The organism is Halomonas sp. EF61, assembly GCF_040147045.1.
GTDB classification, from domain to species: Bacteria; Pseudomonadota; Gammaproteobacteria; order Pseudomonadales; family Halomonadaceae; genus Halomonas; species Halomonas litopenaei.
Window position 1 is genome coordinate 645,420 of record NZ_JAMSHM010000004.1, and the last position, 23,871, is coordinate 669,290.

At 53.6% G+C, this 23,871-nt stretch carries 19 protein-coding genes; 6 read left to right on the top strand and 13 right to left on the bottom strand.

Annotated elements, in window-relative coordinates; translation table 11 throughout:
- The 13 genes from NFI08_RS22335 to NFI08_RS22395 all read right to left on the bottom strand — a co-directional run bounded on the left by NFI08_RS22335 (nt 1) and on the right by NFI08_RS22395 (nt 17,292).
- A complete protein-coding gene (locus NFI08_RS22335) occupies nt 1–213 on the bottom strand; it encodes a DNA-binding protein (RefSeq protein ID WP_349591543.1) in 213 nt (70 codons plus the stop codon).
- A gap of 651 nt (nt 214–864) precedes the next feature.
- Nucleotides 865–1,764, bottom strand: a complete 900-nt coding sequence (locus NFI08_RS22340; RefSeq protein ID WP_349591545.1) for a hypothetical protein — start codon at nt 1,762–1,764, stop codon at nt 865–867.
- 330 nt (nt 1,765–2,094) lie between these two features.
- Nucleotides 2,095–2,775 (bottom strand): hypothetical protein, encoded by a 681-nt coding sequence (locus NFI08_RS22345; RefSeq protein ID WP_349591547.1) that lies wholly within the window; start codon nt 2,773–2,775, stop codon nt 2,095–2,097.
- Nucleotides 2,776–3,038: 263 nt separating this feature from the next.
- On the bottom strand, nt 3,039–4,100 hold the full coding sequence (locus NFI08_RS22350) for a tyrosine-type recombinase/integrase (protein WP_349591549.1): 1,062 nt from the start codon (nt 4,098–4,100) through the stop codon (nt 3,039–3,041).
- 724 nt (nt 4,101–4,824) lie between these two features.
- Nucleotides 4,825–4,953 (bottom strand): hypothetical protein, encoded by a 129-nt coding sequence (locus tag NFI08_RS22355; protein ID WP_258183972.1) that lies wholly within the window; start codon nt 4,951–4,953, stop codon nt 4,825–4,827.
- Between the two features lie 3 nt (nt 4,954–4,956).
- Entirely contained in the window at nt 4,957–6,642 is a 1,686-nt protein-coding gene (locus NFI08_RS22360; RefSeq protein WP_108133650.1) for a DUF262 domain-containing protein, read from the bottom strand.
- A gap of 139 nt (nt 6,643–6,781) precedes the next feature.
- Nucleotides 6,782–8,614: an Hsp70 family protein gene (locus NFI08_RS22365; RefSeq protein ID WP_108133649.1), complete on the bottom strand. Its 1,833-nt coding sequence runs from the start codon at nt 8,612–8,614 to the stop codon at nt 6,782–6,784.
- 1 nt (nt 8,615) lies between these two features.
- Nucleotides 8,616–9,854: a fungal specific transcription factor domain-containing protein gene (locus tag NFI08_RS22370; RefSeq protein WP_108133648.1), complete on the bottom strand. Its 1,239-nt coding sequence runs from the start codon at nt 9,852–9,854 to the stop codon at nt 8,616–8,618.
- A gap of 25 nt (nt 9,855–9,879) precedes the next feature.
- A complete protein-coding gene (locus NFI08_RS22375) occupies nt 9,880–10,986 on the bottom strand; it encodes a hypothetical protein (protein ID WP_108133647.1) in 1,107 nt (368 codons plus the stop codon).
- 307 nt (nt 10,987–11,293) lie between these two features.
- Nucleotides 11,294–12,367, bottom strand: a complete 1,074-nt coding sequence (locus NFI08_RS22380) for a helix-turn-helix domain-containing protein (protein ID WP_349591552.1) — start codon at nt 12,365–12,367, stop codon at nt 11,294–11,296.
- 14 nt (nt 12,368–12,381) lie between these two features.
- Complete coding sequence (locus NFI08_RS22385; protein ID WP_349591554.1) at nt 12,382–13,008, bottom strand: hypothetical protein; 627 nt, start codon at nt 13,006–13,008, stop codon at nt 12,382–12,384.
- Nucleotides 13,009–13,331: 323 nt separating this feature from the next.
- On the bottom strand, nt 13,332–16,034 hold the full coding sequence (locus tag NFI08_RS22390) for a UvrD-helicase domain-containing protein (protein WP_349591556.1): 2,703 nt from the start codon (nt 16,032–16,034) through the stop codon (nt 13,332–13,334).
- A 172-nt stretch (nt 16,035–16,206) separates the two neighbouring features.
- The gene (locus tag NFI08_RS22395) at nt 16,207–17,292 is read right to left on the bottom strand and encodes a helix-hairpin-helix domain-containing protein (RefSeq protein ID WP_231498711.1); all 1,086 of its coding nucleotides are present in this window, start codon (nt 17,290–17,292) and stop codon (nt 16,207–16,209) included.
- Between the two features lie 246 nt (nt 17,293–17,538).
- Here NFI08_RS22395 and NFI08_RS22400 point away from each other — a divergent pair, with 246 nt between their 5' ends.
- From NFI08_RS22400 to NFI08_RS22425, 6 genes are all read left to right on the top strand, one after another.
- A complete protein-coding gene (locus tag NFI08_RS22400; protein ID WP_108133644.1) occupies nt 17,539–17,721 on the top strand; it encodes a DUF1654 domain-containing protein in 183 nt (60 codons plus the stop codon).
- Nucleotides 17,718–18,167: a LexA family protein gene (locus NFI08_RS22405; RefSeq protein WP_108133643.1), complete on the top strand. Its 450-nt coding sequence runs from the start codon at nt 17,718–17,720 to the stop codon at nt 18,165–18,167. The genes NFI08_RS22400 and NFI08_RS22405 overlap by 4 nt, the downstream gene beginning before the upstream one ends.
- Nucleotides 18,168–18,337: 170 nt before the next feature.
- Nucleotides 18,338–19,630, top strand: a complete 1,293-nt coding sequence (locus tag NFI08_RS22410) for a tyrosine-type recombinase/integrase (protein ID WP_349591176.1) — start codon at nt 18,338–18,340, stop codon at nt 19,628–19,630.
- A gap of 109 nt (nt 19,631–19,739) precedes the next feature.
- Nucleotides 19,740–21,362 carry a hypothetical protein gene (locus NFI08_RS22415; protein WP_349591177.1) on the top strand — a complete coding sequence of 541 codons (1,623 nt, stop codon included), beginning with the start codon at nt 19,740–19,742 and terminating at the stop codon, nt 21,360–21,362.
- A gap of 2 nt (nt 21,363–21,364) precedes the next feature.
- A complete protein-coding gene (locus tag NFI08_RS22420) occupies nt 21,365–23,362 on the top strand; it encodes a hypothetical protein (protein ID WP_349591178.1) in 1,998 nt (665 codons plus the stop codon).
- A complete protein-coding gene (locus NFI08_RS22425) occupies nt 23,346–23,741 on the top strand; it encodes a hypothetical protein (protein WP_349591179.1) in 396 nt (131 codons plus the stop codon). The genes NFI08_RS22420 and NFI08_RS22425 overlap by 17 nt, the downstream gene beginning before the upstream one ends.
- Nucleotides 23,742–23,871: the final 130 nt, after the last annotated feature.

Genomic DNA, 23,871 nt, shown 5'->3' on the forward strand with positions numbered 1-23,871 from the left:
TCAGGACTCGTCAATCAGCCCGGCAACGTCAGTTGCACGGAAATAGACACGCCTTCCAACCTTGCTCTTGGCGGCATTCCACTTCAAAGCAAATTCTGATTGGCTCTGCAAAGATATTCGGAGACCATCGGGACTACGTTTCAACAATTCCGATAAATCGGTTAGGGAAAGTAGAGGGCCATAACGTTCAAGCAACTGCTCTTCGGTTGTCATAAACATCTCCAGATAGCTCAAGAAAAGACTTCACTTTCAATATTTACGCCATCTTGAAGAAACTTTCAACACTGTGATTTTGTTGTTAAAAAAGTATAGCCACACGCCCACTTAAAAGTTTATCTATACTTTTCCAGCTGCACCTCAGTTAAAACAAAAGAACCACCAATCCAGAATATAAAAATCAAACAACCCAAAGCGACTCTGACCGTCAGGTGTCAACAAACAGTTTAAGCAGACCACCTGATTCACGAGACTTGGTCAGTGAAAATTATTTCATTGACACTTGAGGGGCACTTTTATAACCACAATCCTTCATGCACATGTGCATATGGAAAAACATATCCAGCATGAGGAATGCTAGGCAGTAAAGGATGGAATTGAGTAGCGAACTACTGAGGTCACGCCAGAAAGGCAGAAAAAAAACTTTAGCCGCTAAATTTTTCCTATGCGTCCTGAGGGATGGCCACCCTCCAATCGATGTAGTATGTCACTACAACATACTACACGCTACATCACACGCATAAATTAAATTTCTGGTATCGACCAGAAGCTGCCTTTTAGTCGTCTCTGATATAGCGCCTTGCTCATCGGTAAATTGCGAGCGCAGCTAGTAACTTATCCGCGCTCAGCAAATTGTTAGGCAGTTACCTACGCACGACTCTGACCTAATTCAAGCAAGTCTCTAATTTTCACGTCAATGTATTTTAGAAATACAAGCATTTCTTCTAGCTCAAGGTTTTTCTGGTTAGTTGTAATACTTGCTGGAGTAGCGTGAAGTAACTTACTGCTAAACGTGTAGATGAAATCGTATTCCTCAGCCAAGCTGACTATTTCTGCCATGTGACGCCAATTCCAACGCCTAGGAATCAAGTTTCGTATATCTTCTGAAATCGTATCATCAAATGTAGCTTTTTCTTCTTCCAAGCTAGCAATGTAACCCTCGACTTCTGGCAAAGCTTTCTTCCCTACCAAATATGCTTGAAATCTGTAACCATTAGTTTTCGCTTGCTCGGCATAGATTGAAAATTGCCGAGACGCTTTCCTGTCGATTGTTTCGGCTACAATTTTAGGGGCTGCTATAGCAGCCTCCTGCTTTTTTTTCTCATCAGAAATCAACCTCAACTCCCCCATCTTATCATTCAGCAGAGATGATTCTTCTTCTGCAAACTGATTAAGTAGAGCAATCTCTCTGTTGAGTTGCGAACGGTAGTCTTTCCAATAACGAAGCTGTGTATTTATAAGCTGTTCGTAGTATACAAGTCCGTAGCGTGAATCAAGATCCAAAAGACGCAACCAAAGACTTAACTCGAATATATAGCGAGCAACAGAAATAACACCAACTGTTTCTACAAAATTGAAGTTATTTTCAGTAAATATCCGCAGTTTTATCAAACCATCCCCAAAGACTGAACTACGCCAACAATCGTAGTTCCATTTGTCGAACGAATCCATTATTTCTGGGGTTCGGAAAATTTTCGCAGTAGCATCCAAATCTTCTTGATGCCCCTTTATTGAATCCACTAGCTTACTAATTTGGTATTCGATCATCGCAACTTCCTCGGAAATTTCTTGACTGTCTAACGCTCGCATTTGCGGCTGGTTTTGAGCGCAGCGAAAAGCCAGTCTGACAATATGCGCTTATTACCTGCCTGTTAGTTTAAACCACAAGAACCTGAAAACCCCCATGGTTTTCAGACCTTCCACTTGCATCCTAAGTTTGGACACTAGCTTATTCTTTTCGATTAACTCTGAATTAATATGGTTGAGCTTTATTTTGCTATCCAAAACGTTCGCCCTTTCTTTTTCAAGGAGCGCTTTCGAATTTTCTAATTGCTCTCTTAACTTATTAACATTTTTAAGCAATTCAATATTTTCACTTTATAAGTAACCTATCGACTTTGGATCAGACAAGACCTTACTCCATAGATATTCTGAAAGGCGAACTTTGAGGAAATCAATATAATCTCGCTCTAGTTTTGGAGTACTGTACTCTTCAGGTGTTTTGTACGCCAACTTTTTATTTGCACTAACCTCAATAACTGGAATTCGAAGCGCTTTTAGATCCTTTAGTTTTTGACCAACAACAGGATTCGTATTATGAACCTCTATTGCAAACTCTCCATTCCACTTGAGCTGGTATTTTGATTGTGAGGTGAATTTTACAAACACATCTAGGTCATAGTACCTATCATCAATATATACGCGCCTCTCAGTTTGAGTATTAACAAGCTGAACGGCCACTTCTTCTTTAAAATTAGTTAGTTTCAGAGTGGTATGACTTAATTCGCTTATAGCAATTTTGTAAAGATAGTGAGCAAGTGATTCTCCGCCACCAAGTCTTTCAATTTCAGTTTCTTGCCCTCGGTTATAAGCAAAGGAAAAAGTCCCTTTAGAGCTTTCACGAATATGCATTCGAAGGCGTGAACTTGCAGGAGAATGAGTGCTGTAATATGTTCTCCTCCTCCATTGGCCGGGTTCTGATTTTTCCTTAGATAAAGCAGCATACAAACCAATTTTTCGCCATTCTTCGCCTTCTTTATAGAACGCCCATTTTTTCATTTAGAGCCTAATTCTCCCTGGCAGGTAACAGTGATTATACGCTCTCTATATAACATAACGTCAATGAACCCGGCGGCGCGTTCATTAAGGTTATACCGCTTATCATTCACGATTTATCCCATTGAAATAAAAATAAATTAAGTATAAACAGTCAGCATAACATATATTATTTCGCCAGCTGTATAAATCGGCTGAACCAGCATGCCGCTTTTGGTCGGAAGCCGCCTGTTCGATCTGCCTAGTTTTCTTAAGCTATTAATGTATTAGACCTCCCTCAGTCTATCCAGCTTCTCCACCAAGTCCTCCGCCCTCAGATGGGTATACCGCCGCAGCATCTGCATGGACTTGTGGCCACTTATCGCGGCAACCTCCTGGTCAGAAAGCCCTACTTCTACTAATCGGCTGACCGCCTCATGTCTTAAGTCGTGGAAGCGAAAATCAATGAGTCCAGCCTTCTTTTTTGCCTGGTTCCAGAGCTTGGTGTAGGCGTAGGGGCCGCGCTTTCCGTCTCGGCCAGGCTCGCCGAAGAACACCAGGTCGCAACCGAGTGGGCGCACCGGGTTATTCAGCGCCGGCTTGAACACCTCGGTGGCGGCCAGGGTCAGCGGCACCAATCGAGCTTCGTTGTTCTTCGTGTCGGTGAGGCGCACCACGCGGCGCTTCACGTCGACCTGGGAGCGAGTGAGGGTCAGGATCTCCGACGAGCGCATGCCCGTCTCCAAGGCAATTCTGGCGATCCAAGCCAGCGTGGGGTTGCTGTGCTGCCGTAGCACGGCAAACAGGCGCTTCTCCTCGTCGGGGCTCAGGCGCCTATCGCGGCCTTCTCCAGGGCTGGGTTTGCGGATGTTCTGGACGGGGTTGTAGGTCAGGCCGAGGCCCCATTCCTGAATGGCCACGGTGTAGAGATGGCCAAGCAAGGCGAGCTCCAGGCGCACGGTATTGGCGCTGATCGGTTGGCCACGATGACCAATGCTGTTCAGGCGGGTGTCACGGAAATTGGCAATCAGCTCCGGCGTCAGGGCCGCGAGAGAGTACTTGCCCAGGTGCTCAATCAGCGTGTTGGCCTTGTGGCGCTCGCTCTTCTGGGTGCTGGGCTTCTTGGTAGGGGTGACGTCGGCAAGGTAGCGCTTAAGCGCAGCTTCGAGTGTCATGCGCTCCGAGGCGCTGCGCTGGATAAAGACGCCACGCACCATTTCGTCTTCGGTGCGGCGTGCCCAATCTTGAGCGTCACGCTTGGTGCGGAAGGTCTTGGCGGTGGCAGGCCAGCCGGTCTTGCGGATGACGGCTTTCCAACTACCGGCTGGGGTCTTGACGATGGTGGCCATGAAAGTCTCCAGGGGACTGAAGGATCGGCACTGTACCGAAACTGTACCCTTGGACTATGGGACTCACCAGAGAGAAATCGTAAGTCGCTGATTTGGATGGTGGGCCCAGTAGGACTTGAACCTACGACCAAGGGATTATGAGTGCAATTTTGCTAATTTAAGGATCGTGCCTGCAGCGCAGTTATCCTTAAAATCAAATAGATAGGAATTTCCACTATTTACACTAGCCACACCGTTTTCTCGTAATCAGCAACCAAACCGCAACCAAAGCACAGTTCGTTCTATGCAACAGGATCTTATTCAGGGAGGCGCCCTAACCCGCCTGCCCTGCAGGCTCGGGCGCCATCAAAGCTCGTGCTCGTCCCGCTGACGTGCCTTGAGCTAGACATGGGTCAACATCAGCTCTCCTCCCTGAGAGCGTGGACATCATGAGAAGTATGGTGCATGAAGCGCGCACTTGACGTAGCAGGCAAGTAGCGGCGTTCATGCCAGATGCTTCATCAGAGCCACCTACTCGTCCTGCGACTTTCTCCCGCGGCGCAGGCGCTCCGCAATCCCCCTGCACCATTCCACGCAGGTCATGCTCCTCGAACAAGTCTCTGGCAGCCTGTCATGTTCCTTCGGAAAATCTCGCTTATTATTTATAGTCTCCTCAAGTCGATGCCAGTCCAACGCAGAGATGCGTCCTGAGCCTGTCGTTAATGGCGTGCAGTTCCGCCTGGACCTAGGTGATCAGCGGCACCCACAGTCGCTCGCGGTCCGGCCACAAAATGCAGGCTGGCGCGGCCTGCACATCGGGGTTGTAGGCGGCGGCCTGGCGGATCCGTTCAACCAGCTTTTCGAGTAGTATCATGCCTCAGAATTCCCACTTGTCGGCCAGCACTGCGATCAAGTCAGCCTGACGCTTCTGCACCACCTCAGGCGTCCATTGGTCTTCACCGAGCACTTGGCTGGTGAGTGCGTAGGATGAGACATTGCTGCGGCCACGGAAATAGGCGTCCTTCTTCCTCTTGAAGTCGTAGTTCTGAGCCTGAGAGTTCCGTCGCTTGTTCAAGGGTACAAGATTGGCCAGGCGATGAACCCACTGCTCCCGCATCTCTGACTCCGGCCACCATTCGGCCCAACGACTGTTGCTCGTGACGGTTTGCGGCAACACATGCTCGATAGTGAGCACCGTTGGGTCATAGGTTGCCGCACCATCCGATACGAATGAATCCAGTCTCAGCATCAGGTAGTTACGACGACGGGCAGTCAGTGTATAGATGTCCCCCTGAAGAATCCGCCGCATGTCAGACCTCTCCTTGTCCGTCAGTTCGACGGCTTGCACCGGATTGTCGTCGTCATGCGGCTGCTGCAGCGCAGCGATCAGCAGGGCATAGCGCTCGATACGCTGGTTCACGTTTTTCGCACAGATGTGCATGTAGGCCGCCAGACGTTCCAGCTTCCTGAAAAACCACGCCACATAAGCTGGTTCATTCTTGTGGTCTGCCAGGAAGACCATGGCGGGCGGAACCCAGTCCGAGTTATCGATGCGATTCAGCCAGCGCAGGGATCGATTGACCTTGTCGGCGTCGGTCTCGGCGACGTAATGCGATTCCCGCAGAATAGAAAGAGTCTCGGCATAGGGTTCCAGCACACCCTCGATCAGCGTGCGCGTATCGCTAACCTGTGTCAGAACGTGATTGCGGAACTCCTCCAGCAAAGCCCGCTTGGCCTTCTCCTTCGCATGGATCATGCGCACGTAGGCGAACAGATCGTTGAAGCCGGCACGACCCAGGTCGACCTCCATGTCCTCCCAGCGTTCGTTGTAGATTTCCTGCTCGCTGGTGGTTGAAAGCTTGCCGATGACATCCGCCTTGATGATGTCCGTCGGCTGGAGGTCGAGACCACGGCTATTCATGACGGAGAACACACGAAAAGCGGATTTCTGGCTGGGCGTGGAAACGGCTACGAGAAAGCAACGTTGCAGCAGGAAGCTGATGAAGTCACCCAGCCGCTCCGAGGAGTCTCCGAAGTGCGTCCTGAGCCGATCAATCAGAAGCTGGCTATTTGCCTGGATATTTTTCTGAGATTCATTTTCAAGCGACGCGGTCCCCAAGGCCAGGAGATCATTGAACGCCAAGCGCTGCACGTAACAGGTGAAGAACTCTCGATCCTTCTCACGTAGCGTCAACCGCGGCTTTGGTTCCAGGCCCGCGAACTTGTTTCCCGGCTCGATGATGTACTGGCTGAGTGTGCCCCTGTCCTCACCCTCAAGCTGGGCTGCAATGGCAGCAAGCAGGATCGTCAACGTGGTCAGGCGCTGCTGCCCATCGATCACTTCGGCTTTGGGGCTCCCCTCTTCCTTAATGAGCACGATGCTGCCAAGGAAATAGCCTTCATCCTCCTCGCTCCGGAAGAAGTCATATAGATCGTCGAAAAGCTCCGAAGCCTGATCGGTCGTCCAGGCATAGGGACGCTGATATGATGGGATCAGGTATTCAAAATCGGAACTGAAAATCTTGGCAAGCGGAAACTCCGCTCCGCTGATTTTTTTGCTCATGTAGTTTTCGCTCCCTGCTTTTTTCTCGCCGATAGCGTGAGTTGATAACCGGTGAATCGCGCACTGTTTGAATCGCCTGGCCCGCCAACGGCTGTTCGTTTTATCATGTCGTAATCTTGTAGTAGCCGACTTCGTGGCGTCAGTGGCCCGACAAGCACCGGCACTTCGGGTCACCAGCGCGTCTCCCGCAATAGCTACAAGGCACATACCAGGCCCGCTCATCCCGCTGTATCGGGCTCAGTTCATCAACACGCAAGAAGTGGCCGCCAGGCTTGCCCATCTCTTTTCTGATCAGGGCCTCACCGGGCACCAGGTTGATATCCTCGCGAATGGCCACGTTGGGCCGCAGCAGGACACTACCCACCAGGTGTTCGCTCTGGCTGCTGCGACCCTCAGGCTTTTTTACGGATTGCTCGGTCCCACCCGCCTGCTGTTGAGGTTCATTCAGTGAACGGTCGGTGATGCCCTGCATGATGTCCAGCCCGAACTCCAGCGAGTGGATGTCCACACTATCGCTGTCCCCCCTGATGGCAGATTTTGCCGAAGCGTGTAGGACCAAGTTATCGTCCACTTCCAAGTGAAGCATGATCCGCTCGAATAGCTGCTGCATCGAAGGGGTAACCTTGACGTTCAGGCAGGCCAGAGACTGGCGAGAATCGTTGGCCTGCACATGGCGTCCGTGGCGGGTAGGAGAGAGCAGGCTGAGCTTGCCGACGCCGTCGCGAGGGTCGGTGCAGTAGAGCATCAGGGTTTCCGCCTCGCTGACCTCACCGGCAGTGGGCATCTCGTAGCCCGCACCAATGACCGGGAAGTGCTGATTGCGTGCTGCGTGGACCTCGATGTTCTTGGCCAGGCGCAAGCGTGCCCGGTCATGAGCAATCCAGGCGGCCCCTTCCGAGATGATAGAGAAGCCACGTTCGGAGACCTCGACCCGGGTGGCACCGAACATCTCATAAAGGCCCGACTTGACCGCCGGCATGTTGGCGATGCCGCCCGTGGCGAGACACAGCGAGATATCGGAAGTAGTCAGGTCGGCAGAGTCGATCAGCGATTTGGCCCGCTTCACCCCCTGCCGAACTTTCTGGCCGATGATCGCTTCCAGTTCGCCGCGGGTCAGCAGGATGTCGATATCGGGGTCCGTGACGTCGTTTCGGAAGTAGCCGGGAATATAGATGGGCACTTGTTCCTGAGACGACAGCTTGATCTTGGCCTCTTCGGCGCGGGTCAGTAGGCGCAGATGGGCCCCCGGATCGACATCGGCGTCGTCGGGTTCGATGCCGGCCGCCTCGACGGCGCGCTTCTCGATCTCGCGGCGGATGGCCTCGTCCATCACATCGCCACCGAGCTCGTGGGTACCATCGTTACGGACCTGTACGAGCATGCCCTTCTGGACCTGGCACAGTGTCAGGTCGAGGGTGCCCCCGCCCCAGTCGAATACCAGGAGGTACTGCCCCTCCAGGCGACGGATCTCGTTCTCCGGGTCCTCCTTGCCGCGCAGGTAGCCGTAGAGTGCCGCCATGGGCTCATGGACGAACTGTTCGATGACCAAGCCGGCCTGGTGAAAGGCCTCCCGCAGTTCACGGCGTTGCCTGCCATCCATGTCCACCGGAATCGTGACGACGGCGCGACCGATACCCGGGTCAAGCTTATAGCGCGGGTCCTCCTCGGTAGCGCTCACCACGTGCTTGACGATATCGGCGACCATATCGCGGGGGCGCCGCGGGATGCCATCGACATGCACATGCTCCCTATCCAGTAGCATCTTGGGGGAGCGGACTACGTTGCCGATGACACCTATCTCGTGAGTCATCAGGCGCTTCTTGGCCTCGCTGCCGCAAATAACGCTATCGCCCTCGTAGCAGACCACGGAAGGATAGGGCTCGCCCCCCTGGTCGAATACCACCGTCTGGCCACCAGCCACCCGACTGATCAGACTGTTGGTGGTACCGAAATCGAAGCCGAAGACCACCATGTCACTCTCCTTCTGTCTCGCGCAGTATCTTCTTCAGGTGCATAAGTGTCTCTTCCACATAGGGCGAGACGATGTGCAGCTTGGGCGGGTCACGGTGCAGGGCGATCAACGCCTCCTCCAGACGGGGCACCTCGCTCTTTAAGGTCTTGGTGACCCGGGAGCGCAACCGGTGCTTGTCATCCTCCAGGTGGATGCTGGTGGTCTGAGCATTTTGCTTCTCCTGATGAAGCCTCTGCTCAAGCTCACCGGTCTTTTCCAGCAGGGTATCGCGCTCCTGGCGCAATGTGCTGATCTCCTCCTGCGCTCGGTCGCGTTCGGCGGTGAGGCGCTCGACATCTTTTCCCAGTCGTTCCAGTTCGCTGGCCTGTATGGCCTTGGTGTTCTCGATCTGACGCGACAACCAACCCAGTGGTGAAAAATCATCGGCGTTCTGGGTGTAGGCTGTCTTGAGCAGCGCCTCCGTGGCCTGGGTGGGGTAGTGGGTGCCGGTGGTAAAGACTCCATCCGCGCGTAAGAAGCGCAAGATGTCGTCTTCCTTGGCCCAGCCTTGATTGGCCTGCCAGATCATGCTCAGGAACAACAGGTTGCGCAGCTTGGTCAGGCTCTCCTTCTTCTCCTTGGCCGACACATCCTTGTTGACCGCCACCTGCTCCACTCGGCTGGCGTAGCGCCTGAAGAGTTCCCTTAAGGGAGGGCGTTCATCGTCGGTAAGTGGGAGCCAGGCATCGACACTCTCCATGGCCAGATCGAACCCCTCGCGGCCCGCGTCGACGGCGAACTTCAGCAGTAGGTCCTTTATGGTGCGATTGCTGTGGATCTCGAAGGCGGCGAAGGCCAGGTTTACGGTGCGGGAGAGCGAGGTATCCTCGCGCTGGGCGAGGTCGAGCAGCTCCGATCGCTGGCCGGCCGAAAGGGTTCGCTCTTCCAGCTTCTTCAGAGCGGGCTCGGTGATCTTCTTCGACGTGCTCGAGGTTGCATAGAAGCGCTGGATGATATCGAAGACCCGCGAGATGCCCTTGCTATTCTTTGTCTGGTTCCGCGTGGCAGCAGTCGCTGGCTCGCTGCCCTTGCCTTGTTCTTTGTCGATTGCAGGCCGCTCATTACTGTGGACTCGCGAGCTTGGTGAGGTGGCACCTGGTGAAGGCGTCTTCGATTCCGGTTGGCCTTGGTGTTTGCTGGCCTGCTTGCCGCGTCGCTCACCTTGCGAAACAGCGCCGGTGGCCTTGCTGGTGATCTTCACGGACCTACTCTCGTCCTTTTTGGAGTCAGTCATTCTCTACGTCCTCGATGATGCGGTTGGCCAGGGTCTCGAACAGTGGACTGTGACGCAGCATCCTGGCCCAGCTGACGGCCGGTTCATGATCGCCGGCCTCCCAGCAGGTGTTCATGGCCAGTGCCTGGATCTTTACCCGATCATGCTCGGTGGTCAGACTCTTGCTGGCCAGATGCGCCAGTTGAGGCAGTTGCTCCTGCTGCTCTGCCAGCGGCAGGCTGCAAAAACGCATGATCTCGGCGGTGAGTGTATCCACCGGCAGGTTGTGGCCGGAAGCGGTCCTAGTCTCAAGGGGCGGGCAGTGTTTGCCGGAGCGCAGGCCGTTCAATATCCGGCAGGTGATCGCGACCTGGCCACCGGGGGCGAGTATTTCAGCTTCGCTGAAGGCGTTGTCGTTGAAGTTGACCAGTGCCTTGATCAGGTTGGCCAGGGGACGGTCCATGAAGTGCAGTGCCTCGCGGGCAGCATGGAACTTGGCCGTATAATCATCCCGGTTCAAGCTCGTGCCGCCACGCTGGTCCTTGGCCAGCACGCCGTACAGGAAGTCGCTGATGCCCTCGATATAGTACCTGCCGCCATCCTCCCGCTTGGCCACTGTGATGAACTGGGCGATACGCTCGCTCTCCAGTGGCTGGTTGACAATCAGCATGTTGAAGGCCTTCTCGACCGCTAACAGCTGTGCCTCGGTGGGGATATCGAATTCGATCTGGTAGGTCACCGAGTAGTCGGCGCTGGTCAGAGTGACCTCGTGAAAGCCCGAGATGATCTTGCTGAGTCGGCGGCATGCCTCTTGGCTGGAGACGTCCTGCTGGTCGATCACGATCCGCTCCGCCTGCTGGATGATCCAGTCCGCTGGCAGGAATTGGCTGGCCATTACCTCGCCCCGCTCCTTGACCATACGGCTACCCACCAGCAGCTGGGGACGCTTAAAGGGGTGGTGGTCGAAGACGTGCTGCCGCCTTGCCTCGCGCTCCGTGAAGACCTCGCCGCACTTGTCACAATGGAAGGTGACGGGTCGGTTGGGCAACGTCGGAATCTCGGGGATCAGCACGCTTCCCCCGGCGTTGCCGGGGTCCACTGCATCGGTGATCTTGGCCATCGTTAGCTTCTCTGCGCGTTAGTGCATGTTTTTATGATTTTCTCGCTGCTTTCTTCGCCGCCAGCGTGAGGTGGTAGCCATTGATCCGGTCGCCCTTGGCGCCGCCCGGCTGGGGGCCGAGGTGCTACCAGGGGGGATTCCACGTCTGCCCCCCTAGTTTCGTAGACACCTCCAGGCCTTATACTGAAGACATCAGGAGGTTCCATGAGCCGTCAACGATACACCGAAGAATTCAAGATCGCAGCCGTCAAACAGTTGACGGAGCAAATGGCCACGCGAGGCAGCCGTTTTGGAAAGGCTGGCCGCTTCACTTCACGAGTTGCAGAGGAGCTCGAACGGCTCCTGTCTCTTCCGTGTGGATAATAGTCAAACCATCAACGAGAGAAGACACTTCATCCGTCGGCAATGAGAGTTCCGCCGCGATCTGATGCTTCGTCACTTTCTCTGCCCATAGCCTGGCAAAGATCTTGGGCCAGACAGCTGACTGCTCGCGTTCGATCCCACCGGGCTCCCCAGTTCTAAAACCCCGTCGCGAAAGCTCGATGCAGATGGATTTGTACTGCCATTCGGAAATCAGTCCCAAGGCATGGAAGCGATAAGCCATTGCAAAAGCCGATACCCGCCACCGCTTCTTGAATTTAATTACCGTATCCGTGGTGATGAATCGGGGGGCATGCGAAATGACGTCCTCTCGGGGCATGAGAAAAGCTGAGGCGAAAGCGTTGGCTTCCCTCTCTGCTTCTTTGGAACTAGTGGCATGTCCGTGACAGTGCAAAACGAGGTGGCCAAGTTCGTGAGCAGTGTCGAAGATGCTTCGCTCTGCGCTCTTGAAGCTGTTCAGATACACAAACGGCTTCCCTCCTTTCCAAAAGGAGTAAGCATCCACTGAAGCCGTGTTTTCAGCCAAAGAAAGGAATCGTACACCCTGAGCTTCCAGTAAGTGCACAACGTTTCCGATCGGCTTCACACCTATATTCCAGTGCTGCCTTAGCAGACGAGCAGCTACCTCTGGGTTCGTTTCGTGGCTCAAGTCGATCAGATTGGCACTCGGTAGGCTGAACCTCTCCTCGACCCAACCAACCAGAGCAAGCCCAAAACGGCCGGCGGTCAGGGCAGCATTCCTTTCCTTGGCAGTCATTTTGGACAAACTTCTGAAACTCACGGCTTCAGTGTCGAGACTTTCCAGATCACCTTGGTAGAAAAATGATTCTGGATACCCAAGCGCTGCAGCTATCTTTCGCACAGTCTGTTCGTCTGGCGCATTCGCGCCTTTCTCAATCCGCGAGATAGTCACCGTAGTAATGTATGCCAGTTCTGACAGCGCTTTCGCCGTTAGCCCCTTCCGCTTTCTCGCCATCAAAAGGCGTTCGGGGTTGAACATGCTGCTCTCCTTGCTCACCGCCGCGCGACCACAGGATCGAATACGTCAAGATCACCGTCATCGAGAAGCGGAGTCGGATCAAGTTCGAAGTCTGAGCCGTCAGAGATGCTGAGCCTTTCAACGTAATCGACAAAGTTTCCGGATTTCACGACAGGCCTTGATAGTTCCGCTCTACCATCACGCTCTACCATTAAGAAGTAGGTAGAATAGTCTTTATCGCCTGTTGGCAAGTTGGGCATCGCGTCCCCAAAGTCCAATGCCAGGTTGTACTGGCATGCCCTTTCAGCACCAGCGCCCTTGGGCGATCTTGCCTTGGGCCCACCAGCTTCCGAAGCTGTAGGACGAACATTGCAAAACCCGACTCGCATTCCAAGCGATTCGTTTTTTATGAACTCCATGTTTTCAACGCGATCAAGCTGCCACCCCTGCCCCACGAACTCGAAACGCAATCCGCGCACACCATAGATGTATGCCAATGTTCCAGCCGCGTTGGTCGGGTCGAAGGGCGTGGTATCCGCTGCCGCGCCCAAAGCCATATCCCTGACGCGAAGAAGCCCTTCTCGGGTCAAACAGAATGCTGTGAGGCGGCGTTCAACATCAAGGGGCTCGGTAACAAGCGTTGCAATGGAATTCTGTTTCATCTGGGACGCTCATGTTAATTTTTACAACCATACTGTAGGGCAGAAAAAATTAACATGCAACAAGCAATCCGTATCAACATGGGATGCAGATCTACGAGAATACTCACGCACCGGGGCTGTTCTCCGATCGCCGCCAGCAGCGCCTCGCGCCTCCTTTTAGAGTTGCGCATCGCCTTGGCGTCTCAAATATCCACTTTTGAGACGGGCGAGCAAAGTTATCAATCTGGCCTACGCGCTCAATGCGGCGGTCAGTCTCTTCAGCCTATCAACCTGAGGAGAGGCGTTGAAACGATTGAGGGTGGGTCGCGGACAGCCAAGGCGGATCAGGATGTCTGCACGGTATGGCGGCAATCAGGATACCTCGAGCACCCTTGGAAAGCCCCGTATTTACCCTTCCTGGGCACCATTACTCCTTCCTGGCACTGCGGGCAGCTCTCGACCGTGGCATCGCCATCGATGGTGGTGAGGGTGCCAGCCCCTAACGACACAAGCTCATGGACAAACGGAGATGGGTCGTATTGGTAGGCCAGAACAATCACCCGCCGCCTGGCCCGGGTCAGGGCGACATACATCAGCCGGCGTTCCTCCGCATCCGGGTATTCCTCGAGCGGCGGCATCACCAGGTCCAGTAACGGGTCATCCTTCATCCGCGCAGGGAAGCCCGGAACTCCTGGAGCCCCGCGATTGATGCGCAATAGGAAGACGTAATCGGCCTCAAGGCCTTTGGATTGATGCATTGTGGCAAAACGCACGTTCAAGCTTGGTCGACTCAACTGCTGTAGCTGGCGCAGGTTCGATGGGGCGTCATGGCGATACCGTCCGAGCAGGTAAACCGTGTAGTTTCTCCCCTTTTTGTTAGCATGATCGCGAAGCTGACCAATTAGGGTTCCGAGCGTCTCTTCCTGGGTCTTGGGATAGGCCACACAGCGAATGCTGGAACCAAGCAGGGGGTTATGGGAACGCACCGTCTTGGCGATCTGTGTCGGGTTCTTCTGCACGAAGGCACCCGCCACATCGTTCAAGTGCTGAGGGCAGCGAAATGTCTGGGTCAGGTAGCGCGTGGTGGCCGGGCCGATCAGCGAAGTGAAGTCGGTCATCAGCCTCACGTCGGAGCCCGCAAATCGGTAGATGCTTTGGCTGTCGTCGCCGATGGCTACCAACCGCACATCCGCCTGACCCAAGGCGCGCACGACGCGGGCGCGAGCAAGGGAAGTGTCTTGCCACTCATCGACAGCCACCACTCGATAGGGTGGTGTCCACTGGCCGGCCTCAATGAGTTCAGCCGCCTGGTTGAGCATGTCATCGAAGTCGACCGCCTGCTCGCGATCAAGCCGTTCTTGCCAAGCCTGGAGCACGTCCTCGAACAGGCCAAGGAACAGGTCGCTACGCACGGCAAAGTCGGTGCCCCGGCCGGCTGCGCGTAGGGCTTTGGGGTTATGGCCCTGAGACTTGTAATGCGACAGAAAGGTACGGAACAGCTTGGCCATGCGCGGCACGTCCAACAGCTTTGCCTCTTTGCCAAGGTTGTCCCGAGACGGGATAGGCTTGAGGCCATGAGCTTCGAGGTCACGCTTGAATACCGACAAGCCCTCCAGACTACGGAGGCCCGCCGAGGTGGTCTCGATATAGCGATTACCATCATTCCGGTGCAACTCTCGCTTCCAAGCCACGCCCTCGGCATAGCCGGTGAAGTGCAAGGGAGGATTGCCTTGTGCATCGAGCGCCAGATGCTCGTGGTACAGGCCGGCATCGGGGTAGTAAAAGTCCGGCGTGTACTGCGAATGGGCACTGTCGGCAGTATCGCGATGACAGGGGCGCTCGTAGCGGTAGCTGATGCCGTGATAGGCCAACCAGTCAGCTATAAGCCGTTCCTCCTGGCTCTTCACTCGTTCGCCACGATGCGTGAGGTAGTCCGGGTCGGCCCGGGTGGTCACCGGCGCGAGATTATCCCGGTCTGCCTGGCTGTCGAAGCTACCGACCGATGAACCGAAGACCGCTGCAAAGAGATCCAGCCTGGCCTTGAAGTCAGTGTCGAATTCACAGAGGCTTCGCAGCAAGTGCACCATCACGCCTTCATCCTGGCCATTGGCCAGCCAGTCTGGGACGGATGGCTTACGACCGGTGGCCTCGCCGATCACCTTGAGCGCAAAGGAATGGAAGGTGCTGGTGTGGATCTGGTCGGCATTGGCCACCCAAGGGCCTAGCTTGCTGCGTGTGCGTTCGCCCAACTCTTTCGCCGCTTCGCTGTTGAATGCCAGCATCAGCACCTCGTGCGGCGCAGCGATCCCGGCTCGCACCGCATACCCCGCCCGGGCAACCATGGTGGACGTCTTTCCCGAGCCGGCCGCGGCGATTAGCAGAACTCGATCATCGAAGCACACAGCGGCCCCGGCCTGCTCCCGGGTCAAGGGCTGGGATTCGACCGCTTCGAAGAAGGCGGCTTCGCGTTTGAGCTCCTCTTCCATGAATGCCTGATTGCGCGCCCCAACCGCCTGCTGCAGGGCTGGCCCGAAGGCGCGGCGAAGGGTCGCGATGGGTTCCGAATCGGACAAGCGGGGAATAGCCGGATGACGTCCGAGCTTGCCCATATCCATGGCGGAATCCGGTAGCGCAATGCTATCCCGCCGGGCACGCATACGGGCTTGCTCACTGTGGCGGATCCATCGGTTGCCAGGGAGCCCCTCTGTCGCGTCCTTCAGCCATGCTCGTAGAGCCGGTGCGCCGGCTCTGGCCAAGGTATGCAATTGTTTGTGCATGCTGGCGCTTAGGGTGACGCCCAGCTTGGCGGCGTCCTGCTTCGGCAACCCTTCTAGCGATACGAACGAAGGCCCCTCGAAGCCGTAGAGTGTGACCTCGCAAGATGCCCATATCCAGCCGCGTTTGATGTCCACTGCAGCGACATTCTCCAACGCGTATTGCTGGCACTGTCTTCCCCGGCGAAGCTCCCAATTGGCGCCGGAGAGTGATAGCTTCCATCCTGGGCGGACGAAGAGCAGACGCGCGAGGAGAGAGGGTGACCACTGCATATTGCGTCCTTGGATAGAGATCAAAAAGCGCGGCACTGCCCCGTATCTGCCGACCGATTACCACCCAGCAACGCGACAGAAGCCGAATTTCCCGCCACCATGTCGCCATGTGTAAGCACGGAAATCTCCACTAGTCCAGGACAATTAACTACTAGCTAATCGCTGAGCCGTATCAGCTACCACACACCAGACCGCTCTGCTCGATCTCCCCGGCGCGCGCCGAGCCGATGCCTTTGATGCGCGTGAGCGCTTCGACATCGGCCCAGGGCCTTCCGTCCATAATGTCCCGAGCACGGGCCGGGCCGATGTTGGGAAGCCGATCCAACTCACTCGCCAGCGCTGTATTGAGATCGATGCAGTGACTGCCGCTGCCTTTAGAGGGGCCGCTTGCGGTCACTGTACTGTTCATCCTGCCAAATCCGGGGCTCGCATCGCCCGTGGTCAAATAGATCGGCGCATGATCCGAGACGAGGCGTCTTGCAGTCTGATGATCGATACCCAGTAACTGAGGAAAATGAACAATACCGGTGCCGGTCACTTGGAGCGCCTTTGTGTCGTACCAAAAATTGTCGTAGAGGCTGGTGTATCGGCCGTCGCTTTTGCTGAGCGTCGTGGCGCCTCTGGTAATCGCGGGCTGGGCGCCAGCATAGCGCAGTGGTTGCCAGGAGCGATCGGTGGGCGCTAGATTGAAGTCGCCGGAAATCACGCGGGCGCTGCCGGGGTAGACCTCGCCCATCCAGTCCCAGATGCTGGCCAACTCACGAATTTCCGGCGTACGGTCGGTGCGGCTGTCGCCGTAGACGATATGCACCGCCGCCATGGCGACCGTCGCTCCATTTTCCGTATCACGGAACTCAGCCAGGTAGGGCTCCCGGGCGAAGAGATCGCCCGGATCCAGGTAGACCACTGCGCCTTGGGTGTACTCGACCGCGCTATCGCGCCACAGGAAGGCGTAACTCTCCCGATAGGAGCTACGACCCACCTCGTGTGACGCCATCGAGCTCCACGCTCCGTCAGTCCGCTGCTCCAGACGCCGCTCTAGCTCTTGTACCGCGTCAGTATCCATCACTTCCTGAAGCGCCCACAGATCGGCCCCCTGCAGGATTTCGGCGACGGTGGTGAGGTTCTTGTCGTTCTTCCAGCCAAGGTGCTTGAGATTCCAGCTACCGATCGTGATAGCCGCCGATGCTTGGGCGCACAGGCCAACGGTGAGCATCAACGCGCATGTGGTGAGTGCGGTTTTTATCAGGCGGGGCATGGCGGTCTCTGGTCAGCGAATTCGGCCGCTGCAACCTACCGAATTAATGCGATCGAGCCAACTCAGGCGCGCTCCGCTTCCCGCCGAGGCCTACGTCCATGGGAGCCATTGCGCCACACCCGACGCGATAACCGGAGCGGCCTACCTCGAAGCGATCGCGTTGAAGGAATATTAGTGATTGGCTGTGGTCTGTTTCGCCGTTAATACTGTATAAAAAAACAAGCTGCAGCAGAATGGAGATACGTCATGCCTATCGTGCCCTTTGCCACCCCCGATTTTCACCTCATCATTCAGCGGCTCCCAGGGGAGAGCGAGCGTGACTGGCAGCGCACGCTCAACAGGGTCGAGGTCTTCGGCCGGGCGGCTGTCACCCGCCTTCCCGACGGCAGCGCCGGGCTGCGCTGGGAGCCCCGGGAGGCGGCGGCATGACCATTGCCATCGACATCATTGGACGCGTCGATGAACTCTCAAGGCCGATGTTGCTCCCCCTGGCTGCCGGTGAGGTTCGTGCCGGGTTTCCGTCTCCGGCCGAGGACTACATCGAACGGGATCTCGACCTGGTTGCGCATCTCGTCCAGCATCCTTCAGCGACGTATTACGCCCGCGCCAAGGGCGACTCGATGGTCCATTTCGGGATTTATGATGATGATTTACTGATCGTGGATCGCGCGCTCGATGTCCGCCCGGGGGACATACTGATTGTCGCGGTCGATGGTGAACTCACCTGCAAGCAATTGGGCATGGCCAATGGCTGCAAGGCGCTGATCTCGGGCAATGCGGCCTATGCGCCCATCCTGCTCAGCGGATGCGATGTAACGGTCTGGGGCGTGGTCACGCATAACGTGCATGCGCTGCGCCGAGGAGTGGGTCGATGATCGCGCTGGCCGACTGCAACGCGTTTACATACGAATAACAAAGCAGTGCGCATAATAAATACACACAATTTCATTGACATGATGCTCCCTTCTACTACTTTTATATTTACAGCGCTAGAAAATTAGAAGTCTTACTTCTCTTTCTCATCCTTTCAAAAACGAGATACAGCATGGCTGTTCTTGAAAGAGTCTGCATAACACCAATGATGCTCGACTATTCAAATCGAGCACAAGGTGTCTCGTGGGTTCCAAGAGAAAATGGACGTGTTATTTTTAAGGTTCCGCACATTTTTTTTAACAATGGCGAGCCTTGGCTTGCGGCTAATGCCTACGCATTAGGAAAGTTGGGGACAGTGTCCGGCAATGATATCAAGACTGTGACCTCCAATATGAGTCATCTCAAAGCTTACGCGTGCTGGCTTGAAGATCACAATATGGATTGGCGACACTTTCCTAAAAAGAAAAAAGATCGATGCCTTTTTCGCTATCGCGGCTTCTTGGTTAAACAGCGTAACGCCGGTTGTATTAGCCCAAGTACAGCAACATCACGAATGGCGGCTATTGTTTATTTTTACCGGTGGGCACAGGTGTACGGTTGGATTGAGCGTCAACCGATGTGGGATGATAGACCCAAAACAGTTCAGTTCTACAATGCCGTTGGCTTTTCTCGAACCATGTCAGTGGTATCCAGTGAGTTGTCCATTCCGAATCGCAAGAGGGATGGCGCGAATTTGGAAAACGGTTTGCTTCCGCTAAGCGATGAGAATCGAAAAGTCCTTCTTCGTTTTCTGCACGAACAGGGTAAGGTTGAGCTTTATCTGATGACCATGATCGGTTTCTTCACCGGGGCGAGGAGTGAGACGATCCGCACTCTTCGCCTATCCAGTCTGGAAAATGCGACGGATGACCCAGTCACGCCAGGCATCAAGCGTGTGTCGGTCGGTCCTGGCACACAAGTTATGACCAAGTTTGATGTCAGGGGCTCACTCTTGTTCCCCTCTCTGTTGGTTCAGGAGCTTGAACGCTATGCCTATTCGGCTCGACGCTTAACTCGCCAGGCACGGGCGTCTGAAGATGATCGCACTTTATTGTTTCTATCTGAGCGGGGGAATGCCTACTCGGAGACATCGTTCACCAAATTGATTAGCTACCTGCGTGAAAAGCTTATGAATGCCGGACTTGCTCAGTTCCAAACATTCAAGTTTCATCAAACTCGAGCGACCTTTGGTACTCAGTTGATGCGATTAGCCATAGATGTCCTTCCGAGTCAAATAGATGCCATCGTGTTCGTCAGAGACGCTATGCTGCACAAAGATGAAGCTACAACTTGGAAGTATGTAAAATTCATCGAGAAAGAGCCCATCAAAGAAGCCTTATCGGATGAATTTTTTAATCTATACACGGGGCAATCGGGCGATGCCCACATGTTGATTGATCAGGTGATTTACAATGACCTTGCCTGATCTCTTAATCCTGTCTCCAGACGGCAGTGCCCACCTACGCGGGGAGTCCCAACTAAATCTAAAGCGCTTCTTGTATAGGGGTTCAGCCAGTCATAGAGCTAACCTCGCCATGCAAATAATCGACCGTGGCGAACTTGGCGATCCGCAGTTGGAACGTCTTGAGCTTCTTCTGGCGGTCAAAGACGAGATCATGACCCGCCTAGTTGCTGGCCAATCACCTAATTCGGTTCCACACTATATTGTGACCCTCACGCAATTCTTTCAGTTTCTGGAGGAACATCAGTGTTCGTTCGGTCTGGAGCAATTGGAAGCGAATTATCTAAAATACGCCGAATATCTATTTATTAAGTCGAAGAGCAAAAAATCGACTATTAACGCAAGAACAGCCTATATTAAAGCGTCAACGTTGTCGTCACTCTTTGGTCAGATTTTAAGCATTCCAGGGACTGTGCGATTAGTTAACAGAACACGTTTGCGCGCTTCCCCTACCGCCAGAAAAGCGGTGAGCAAAACGGCCGAGAAGCAGAGTCTTGAGGCAACTTTCAAGCAGGGGCATTTTTTGGTTGATCTTATAGCGGGACTATCGATTGAGGAAGTTTACGGCTCATTACCTCTAACAATCCCAGTTCGTTCCGGACTGGCCGAACATGCTCAGGTGAAACTATTTGCAGGGTTATCCGAGCCGGATTGGCATTCGACACCAAAAGACAAATGGAGCGTTAAACAAAAAGCGAAATATCGAGCCGCCATGCGGCTCAGGCAGCCCGTGCAGACTATAAATGGTACGGGAGGAGCAGGGAGATGGATCTTGGTAAATCTCCGTGTCCAGGCGGAGTTTCTAATTTTCCTTGCACAAACAGGAATGAATTTGACACAAGCCAAGGAGTTGAATCGAGGCACCCTGAAATACAAACCGCTCGGCGATAGCTGGAACGTACGGTGTTACAAAAATCGGAAGGGTGGTGAGGTGAGCTTTCGGATTTATAAATCATACAAGCCATTCCTTGAAAGCTATCGGTCATTCATTAGCCATTTTTTTCCAGAGTCGGAACTCCTATTTCCTTTGTTTGATAAAAATGGTCAGGGGGAAAGCCAGACCAGGAGCGGCTTGACCTCATTGTTACTGATTCGATCCGTATTAACCCAACATGATATCCCTTGGGTGACGCCAAGTGATTTACGGAATACCAGAGTGAATTGGTTGTTGCGCCGCTCAGGGAACCCAGACCTGACAGCTGAGATGGCGCAGCACACCCGTGAGGTGCTGAGCCAGCAGTACGAGCGACCCAGTCAGCAGCGTGCAATGGTCGAAATCACGCAGTTTTGGGACAAGCATGATCCAATTAAACAAGGCGATCTCACTGGGTCAGTCATTGCCAGTAGCTGTAATGGCCAGCCTGAGGCGACAGATGATAAACCTGACTATGTCGTCGAACCTAACTGCGTTAATCCATCCGGCTGCTTGTGGTGCCGTCATCACCGGGATTCAGATACCGAAGATTACGTCTGGTCGCTGACCTCACTGCGCCACCTTAAGGCCATCGAAGCAAGCATGACACTGACCCGCGAAGCAGTACCCGCTGATCGAGTGCTAGAGCGTATAACAGCGAAACTCACATGGTTCCAAAGGTCCAGTCCTCTACGCGCTCAATGGGTCGCGGAGGCGCAGAAACGAATCGAAGAAGGCGATTATCACCCAAACTGGTCCCCCGTTATTGAGTTTCTGGAGTAAGGATGAACGCCGAAAATTTGCGCTTTATGTCTCCGTCCACACTGGTCACAAACGAGTCCGAGCTGTATCGACCCCCGAGTTTTCCACCGCCTGACGATTGGGTGATATCAGTCGATGAGGAGGGGCGTGACCTGTCACGCTTCGGGGATGATTTCTGGGATTATCGAGCTTTTGAGAGATCCGCTACGTTTAATTTCATTAAAGGGAAGATTTCGTATGCCAATGTTCAGTTCGTCAAGCAGGCGATATTTTTGGTGCTATACCACCCTAGGCTGTTTCCGGGAAGGATCAGAAGTTGTGCCTATTGTTTCCAATGCATGGAGAAAATTGCCAAGGTCTGCGATGAACAAGGAATATTAATCACTGATTTGTCCCAGTTCCCCCGCGTTCATCAACATATTGCAGAAGCGCTGCAAGGTGCCAGCTACAAGATTTATATTAATTTTCTTCACAAGCTGCGACTACATGGTGGCGCTTTTAATTTTGAAATTGCTGATGAAAGGACTCTGACCTATCTTGTTTCCCAGCAGCAGAGCTGGGAGAAAATTCAAACCCCGTATATCCCGCCGAGAATCTGGAGCTACCAAGTCAATCGACTAAACGAGTGTCTCGATGATTTTCTGGAGCATCAAGCGGCGATTGAAGAAGCGTTTACCTGGATATCGAAGGCCTATGAACACAATTTGGCAGCGGTTCCTAAGTTCGATAGATATCAAAGCCCTTTTACTCAACAACGTTCTTACAACAATCGCCGTATTTTATTTAACGGAAGTTTTGATGATTTTCTGGTCGAATACCGTTTATTGGAAATCTTTGAAAAGTGGATGGGGCGTGAGAAAAAAAGGAGCGTGGCGCAGCTTGCTAGCTATTTGAACATGGTTAGAGATGCGTCCCTGCTTTACATACTAAATTTTTCTCTGCAACGAGTCAGTGAAGCAATGTCTCTGCGATCTGACTGTTTTTTTATTGAACACGATGAGCGGTTGGGGGAAATTGCACTCATCGTCGGAGAGACAACCAAAACCGATCCAGATGACGATGCACGCTGGGTTGTGCCGAAAACGGTGAAAAAAGCGGTGGATGTGGCGACTAGTATAGCTAGGCTACGAATGCGTCATTATACGGAAGGCACATCAACGTTAGAGTCCGAGAAGACCTCATTTCCGTTGTCGTTGGCCTCCACGGAGCCATGGGCTGCCTCAAAAATCAATTATCGAAACGCGAAGGGAGAAGCAGTGACGCAGCTTCGTTTCGGGCCGTTTATGGCTCTTTACCCTTGCGTGTTCGATCCCCAAGCAATCACTGTGACCGAATCTGACTGGAAGATTGCGGTATCGATGACCCCAAATCTCAGTAGAAAAACTGGGTTTGGGGTCGGCCTCCCCTGGCCTTTTTCTGCCCACCAACTGCGGCGCACCACGAATGTCAATATGTTTGCCTCTAACATGGTCTCTGACAACAGTTTGCAGTGGGTCATGAAGCATTTAAGTCGCAACATGACGCTATACTATGGTCGCAACCACACCAACCTGAGATTGAATTCCGATGCCAAAACGGCTGTCATACTTGAATCATATAGACTGATTTACCGGCAGTTGGTGGATGTGGTGACCGATAGTGTGGAATACGTAAGACCCCACCAAAGAGAGATGATGCCATCAAAGGTTATCGACCTTGTTGAGACCCACGAGGAACGGCAGCTTAGCAAACTCATCAAACAGGGTGCTGTCGGGTGCCGTCGCACACTGCTGGGCTACTGCATGAAAGCCGGTTCCTGTGAATACGGGGGGATTGAATCCGTTTCAAGATGTGCCGGAGGCGATGGCGGAGGTGTCTGTGCCGATGCGATATTCGAACGTAAGAACGAAACTAAACTCAGGCGTCTGAAGTCAGCACATGAAAAACAACTGGAGTCTTTGTTTCCTACTAGCCCGCGCTACAGTGCGTTAAGACAAGAAATTTACGCGATAGAGGTTTATCTTGATGCCATCAACGAATAAGAAGACCGCTGAACAAGCCTTCCGCGAGGCCTTTGAGCGCCTTAAAAAACACAAACCAGAAGTTTTGCCGGCAGGTTCATTGGTAAGCCAGAACAACATTGCACGAGAAGCGGGGCGCGATCCTTCTGCGTTAAAGAAAGATCGATATCCGCTCCTGATTTTGGAGGTACAGGCATACACCAGCGCTCAAGCAGAACAGAGTCAGGCGAGCAAGAAAACCACAGACAATCGCTCTAGGACGGACAAGCAGAAACTGGCTGACTATCGCCAGCAGATTGATCGATTAAGCTCAATAGTTTCAGCTCAGAACTCATACATCGAGGATTTACTGGATGAAATTGAGCAAATAAAGGCTGGAAAAGTGTTGCTTAATCGATAATCGTTCCTTTTTGTTTTACTTGAGGGGCGCCATGCTGTATCTCCTGAATTTGTTATTTATGCATATGTATCTGGCGTGAATTATTTGTTGCTAGTGATAAGAAAATCGGTTACTTTTTTATATGATTAAC